At 63.7% G+C, this 5635-nt stretch carries 8 protein-coding genes and 1 pseudogene; 1 reads left to right on the forward strand and 8 read right to left on the reverse strand.

All coding sequences use genetic code 11. From position 1 onward, the window contains the following. Positions 1-224 (reverse strand): annotated as a pseudogene (locus NA5_RS41005) (cutinase family protein); the annotation flags it as partial. Further along, entirely contained in the window at positions 221-985 is a 765-nt protein-coding gene (locus NA5_RS36155; RefSeq protein WP_157110836.1) for a hypothetical protein, read from the reverse strand. The gene NA5_RS36155 and the pseudogene NA5_RS41005, both read right to left, overlap by 4 nt. Positions 986-1787: 802 nt before the next feature. Here NA5_RS36155 and NA5_RS36160 point away from each other — a divergent pair. Further along, positions 1788-2543: an MmyB family transcriptional regulator gene (locus NA5_RS36160; RefSeq protein ID WP_062993536.1), complete on the forward strand. Its 756-nt coding sequence runs from the start codon at positions 1788-1790 to the stop codon at positions 2541-2543. 385 nt (positions 2544-2928) lie between these two features. Here the strand turns inward: NA5_RS36160 and NA5_RS36165 are convergent, their stop codons facing one another. The 6 genes from NA5_RS36165 to NA5_RS36185 all read right to left on the reverse strand — a co-directional run. Further along, positions 2929-3303, reverse strand: coding sequence for a hypothetical protein (locus NA5_RS36165; RefSeq protein ID WP_062993537.1), 375 nt, complete (start codon positions 3301-3303; stop codon positions 2929-2931). A 227-nt stretch (positions 3304-3530) separates the two neighbouring features. Continuing rightward, positions 3531-3662, reverse strand: coding sequence for a hypothetical protein (locus NA5_RS42960; protein WP_281201781.1), 132 nt, complete (start codon positions 3660-3662; stop codon positions 3531-3533). A gap of 16 nt (positions 3663-3678) precedes the next feature. Next, a complete protein-coding gene (locus NA5_RS36170) occupies positions 3679-4002 on the reverse strand; it encodes a hypothetical protein (RefSeq protein ID WP_157110838.1) in 324 nt (107 codons plus the stop codon). A gap of 197 nt (positions 4003-4199) precedes the next feature. Then, positions 4200-4577, reverse strand: a complete 378-nt coding sequence (locus NA5_RS36175; RefSeq protein ID WP_157110839.1) for a hypothetical protein — start codon at positions 4575-4577, stop codon at positions 4200-4202. Between the two features lie 71 nt (positions 4578-4648). Continuing rightward, on the reverse strand, positions 4649-5125 hold the full coding sequence (locus NA5_RS36180; RefSeq protein WP_062993540.1) for a hypothetical protein: 477 nt from the start codon (positions 5123-5125) through the stop codon (positions 4649-4651). Between the two features lie 59 nt (positions 5126-5184). Further along, on the reverse strand, positions 5185-5635 hold a 451-nt coding region (locus tag NA5_RS36185; RefSeq protein ID WP_218020244.1), incomplete at its 5' end, for a hypothetical protein.

Consider the following 5635-nt stretch of genomic DNA (forward strand, 5'->3'; position numbering starts at 1 on the left):
GGGCCGAGCAACGCTCCGAGCATGCCGGTATCGGCCAGTGGGTCCGCCCCGGGTGAGGACTGCCCGGTGCCCTGCACTCCCAGCAAATACAGTGCCGGGCACCCATTGATCGGCACTGCTACCGCGAGCGGAGTCGTCGCGCTCATCGCCCCAGCTGCACCGAGTGCTGTTGCCATCGCGACGGCCGCGAGGATGCGCGCATGGCCCTTCGTCGTGGGGATCATGGCTGGCCCACCCCCACACCAGCACCGAACCCCGCCCCCACCGTGCCACCGGCCACCGCACCCACCACAGCGGCAGGCACACCGGCCACGATCGCACCCACGGCAGCGCCCACCGCCGCACCTAACGCGGTACCGGCCACACCGGAGGTGATCGTTCCGATGACCGGTACCGCCACCACGGTGCCCAGTGCGGCACCGGCGATTCCGCCGATGGTGCCGCCGACGAGACCGCCCACGACCGCGCCGAGGGTTGCGGCCGGTGCTCCGGCAACGACCGCGCCACCTGCACCGCCGAGCGCTGCCCCGCCCAGCGTGGCTCCGCTGACTCGATCGGAGCGTCCGGCGGGGATGCCGACCGAATCGAGTGCGGTCGCGACCTGCGCCTCAGCGCCTGCCGCGGCGTCGTTGATGGCGTCGGCGCACTCGGGGGGTAGCCAGTCCGGGCGCGGTGCTTGCCACTGCCCGACTCGAATTGTGTTCTCCGGCGGCTCGATCGGCGCTACAGGTGCCACCGGTTCGGGCAAATGCAGATCCTCGAACGCGATCGGCTCCACAGGGAGGTCCACCGACGGCGCCGGACGTAACCCGGATCCGTTGCGGATCTCGGGGGGCTGGGAGTAGTACACCGGCGGAGGCGGCACGGGTTCCGGCGGCCGAGCTGGGGTGGAAGTGCCGGGCTGCGCGGGGCTGGTGACACCGGGCTGATCAGTGATCTCCGCAGGCGCGGTCGCGGTCGCGGTCGCCGCCGACAGCAACATCACGATAGGCACCGCACCGGCGAGAACCGTCGTGGCGCTGCGAGACAGGCTGGTGTGCACACGGTTTCGGCGCACATCGCCGAATACGCAGCGCTGGAGAGGTGATTGGGGTGATTTCCGTGATTTGGACATGCCGAATAAACCCTTCATCGGTCAGGGCGATAAATAAGAAAGAATGGTGAATACGCGGGGGCGGGCGCGTGCTATCGCGGCCCTCCCAGAGGCGAAAGCGCTTCTGGGAGTCCGCTTCTCAGGTGTTCACGTCACACGAACATAAAGATGATCGACAGCGCCTGCCACACCACGTTCAAGGCGTTGGATGCCACGATCAGGCCGTCGTTCAGGATCTGGAGGGGATCCACATCGGTTTCCTTTCAATCGGTTTGGACTTGCCGTTCTATCCAAACCGTGAAACCTCGTGGAATGCCAGGGTTTACGCTCACCTATTTTGCGGTAATGCTCCGAGCGTCAAATTGCTATTCTGGGCTTGTCCAGCGCGTTTGCTGAACAATTGTCACTGGGAGCGTCAAGGAAAATTTTTGCCGGATCGTCTGCGCGACACGCTGATTCGTGGCGGGGCGCGAGGATGGATGGCTTGTCGGTGAGCTACCTCACTGCGATCTCACGACGCAATGACCTTGTCGTGTCAGGGACCGTCTGGTAGGAACAAAAGATCATCTTGGGGGCAACCAATCACCATAACCTTGCTAGATCTGTAGCGGAAGACTCTAGAAAGATGGGGGGGGCTCTGCACATGAGCCGCAATCCTGCACACCGTGCACACGGCCACACACGACGTGGGTCAATGCCGCACATCCCGACCTTGGGCAGCGCCTGCTTGGACATCCGCAACGAGTTGGGGCTCTCGCGTGCGGTGGCGCAGCAGCGTCACGGGATCAGTACCAGCTACCTGTCCGACATCGAGGCCGACCGCACCACACCAAAACCTGAAACTCTCGAAAAGCTCATCAACGGTTACGATCTCGATCCCCCGCGCACACGACACCTGCGCGAGCTGTGCGCCCCACCCGAGCACCTGCCCACCGCCGAGCGCCTTCGCCGGTATGTGCACGACGACGTCGGTCTCATGACTTACCTGCGCGACCTCGAGAAACGTGATCTTTTCGCAGCCTATGTCGATCCGCTGTGGAACATCCTGGCCTCGACCGACGGATTCCGATCATGGCTCACCGGTATCGGTGAAGACGGGAACGTGCGGGCATGGGTGTTCACCCGGCACGCCCGCGCGGTCCTGACCGACTGGCGCTACGAAGCCAAACGCACCGTCGCCGTCGTCAGGGCGGTATTGGGCGCCTACCGCGACTCCGAACAAGCCCGCGACCTGATGCGCCAACTTCGCCCCAGCCGAGACTTCCAGCGCCTCTGGAACTCCAGCACCCAGGTCGCTTACGGCCGCCACGTCAACGACCTGCTCCACCGACGCGACCCCGGCACCGGAGAACTCGTCTCCTACCGCATCAGCATCGCCGACCAAACTCAAAACCAACACGTCCAACTCGTCACCGCCATCCGCCAGCCCTACTCCGGCCCCGACATCTGAAAAAATCTTCGACACGCCGGTGAGACACGCCAAGACATGGTGTCGCACCGGCGTGACGATCACTTCACCATGAAACGTCCGCTTCACCCTCGACGAAACGAAACCATCAGCGGCGCACGCAAAGCCGAGCCACGCCAGCAACTCGAACAGCATCAGCAAACACACGTGACAGCATCAAACCATCGCCTTGAATGAGTGCCGCTGAAACTGGGTAAGGCTAGTTCGCTGGCAGACAATGCAATTGAAATCGGGACTGCCCCGGTGCGGTTGACTCCTGACCTATGAGGATTTCGCCCTCACGGTGCAAAGGCTCGCAATGCCAAGTCAAGCCGCGGTGACCGGATTCGGTGTGTGGAGGGTGAATTCGCGTCCATCGGGCATGTCTCTACCGGTCGATCGCGGGCTGGCCCAGCGTGTCGAACATGCGCTCGAGTGCCTCGAGGGCGGTCTCGATATCGAGGCAGTGTCGCAGCTCGCGCATGATGCGTCCGCGAAACGGTGCCAGCTGTTGTGCCTCGACCGCGCGGACGTGGTCGAGGTTCCATACCTGGCGACCACTTGCCGTGATCTCGGTGCGAGGACCGAAAAGCGACTCCAGATCCTGCTTGCGGTAACCCCACAGTCGCAGGTCTACCTCCGAAATCATGCCCGCCTCCGCCAGATCCCCATCGTCGTTGAGGCGTTCGGCGCTACCGCGATATTCGGCCATGATCCGCTCGTCCTCGAGGTCAGACCCACGGACATCGAAATTGGCAGACATACCAAACCCCCAATACGTTCAGGACGAACCTCACCGTCCCTGCTTGCCACCGAAATCTACAGTGCGCCAACCCAAGACACCAGCAAGCAATAGCGAAGCCCGTGATGTCGGCTACCGGGTTTCAGCTACTAGGGCGCGCGCCGTGCATGGCACACGCCTCGAGGTTGATGGTCAACCGGTGCGGACGGCAGCAGTGACGCAGCGCCCGATGTCATGGGCGGAGCTGGTCATGTTTCGGTATCCGTCGTGGCCAGCACGCAGACGTAGTCGCTGCCGGTGCGCACGATGGTGCCGGTGGGCGTATCGGCGAGCTGAGTGCGGGTCGCGATCAGCTGGGTCGCTCCGAGGGTTATGGGCACCAGGAAATCCTTCCGATCAGGTTGTGGGGCTGTGGTTTTCGGTCTCGCCCTCGACGGAGGGCGGGTCGTCCTGCTTGGGCTGGTAGTAGTCGGTCTGCTTGTAGAGCGGAACCTTTCCACTGCCTATCGCCTCGACATGAAAGTCGCCCTGTCGCTGAGCGCACTCGGTGCACAAACTGATAAGCAGCGTCACCTCGTGTTTCGGCACCGTGGCAAACCGGGCAGTCTCCGACAGTGATTCCATACACCCGGTGATTTCGCTGATCATGACCATCGCCTCTTCGAAGCTCCAGCCCAACCGCATCAAGATCGCCACCGGCCACTCACCGGTGCCGACCACAGCGATGCCGGTATCAGTCGGTTTCTTGCAGGCCACACAGACGCCCTTACCTACCAGCGCAGGCCGAGCAGGCGGCGCGGAACCACCCGTGCGCGACTGCGCGTTGCCCGCATGCGGTGAGGTTGTGTGCTCCGGCAAGCGTGATGTGCCCGACAGCAATCCGGCGCGGAAGTCGTCGTAGGCACAACACAGCCGACTCAGCCGAGCCGCGCTGCCATGGTCCACGCCTTCTCACGCTCGGCTCCCGCGCGCAGCGCCGCATAGGTGATCGCGGCGGCGAACCCTCCGACGGTGTCCTCGGCCACCGGAGCATCCGGTGCCAGAGCCAGCCGCGCCGAGGCCCTGATGTGCCGGTCGATGGCGTGACCCCATCGCGCGGTCTCCGAGAGCGCGGCCCTGAGCCGGTCGGTGGCGAGCAGCATTGCGTCGATATCGCGGGAATTGGGATCGACAAGCATCGACAGCGACAGCCACCGCTGCTTATGCAAGGGGAACATCGCACTGATGGCGGCCGAGATCGGATCATCGGTGTCTCGACCGCTCATCGCCTCGATCAGGTCATCAACGGTCGGCAACATAGAATTCGACAGGGGTGAATTCACAAGCCCTGCAACAGAATCGGTTTTCGGAGGCGTCGGTGAATCGTTCACTGGTCCTCACCATTCCCGGCGTCACGCTGGTCCGCCGCCGCGAAAACCGAGCCTTCGAGCGTGACCCGCCACACGGGAACCGTGTGGATATAGCGGTGACTGTGCAGCCACTGACTGGTGATCGTGAGCGCGGTGCTGGTGCGGCCGGAGGCGAGGTCGGTCAATGCCCGCGCGCCCTCGACGCGGCACAGATCCTCGAGCATGGTGCGCTGTGATCGGGTCAGCCGCTCATGCGCGCCGGTCTCGATCATGTGTTGACCGATGGCAGTCAATGCCCACCCGGTCTGCTCCTGCGCGAAGCCGTGGCCCGTGAGCCAGTCGAGTATCCGCAGGACCTGCCCATGCTGGCGGTCGGACGCGGTAGCCAACTCGCTAGCGGGCCGCGCGGTCCGAGTGAGCGCACGCAGGACAGCCAGTCGCGGCAGAGTCAAGCCCAGCTTTCTCAACTCGGACAGCCTTTTCGTCTTGGACAAAGAAACTCCCTTCCCAATGTTTGTCGAACCAGTGATGGTCGAAAGCTGTGGTGCCGCGTTCACCGCGGATCGCGAGAGTGATCGGCGATATCGCCAGGCCAGCGGTATCCGCGAGGCCAGATGTGGCCCTCGGCAACGGTGATCAGCGAGCAGACCCGGGTGATGTGGCGGTCCACATGTGGCAGAGCTGGCGTCACAACCGCAGCGGCACCGGCTCGGGCCACCGCCTCGCCGATGTCGGACCACGACATCGACCCGCCGATCGTGTACCGGATGACCTCGACGAGGGTGACACCGTATTTGTCGGCGGCATCCCGGAGCATCTGCTCGGTCCACACGTCATCGAGGTCCAGGCGGACCACACCGACGGCGCCGGTACTCAAATTCTTGAGGCCATCGATGACCCGCCGTATCAGATCGGCCGGTTGCAGATCGACCGGGCGCTCATCGCCGCCATTCAACATGCCCGGAATGCGTTGCGATAGATGGTGATTCGTCATTGTTCTCCCC

Source organism: Nocardia anaemiae NBRC 100462, assembly GCF_001612725.1.
In the GTDB taxonomy this organism is placed as follows: domain Bacteria; phylum Actinomycetota; class Actinomycetes; order Mycobacteriales; family Mycobacteriaceae; genus Nocardia; species Nocardia anaemiae.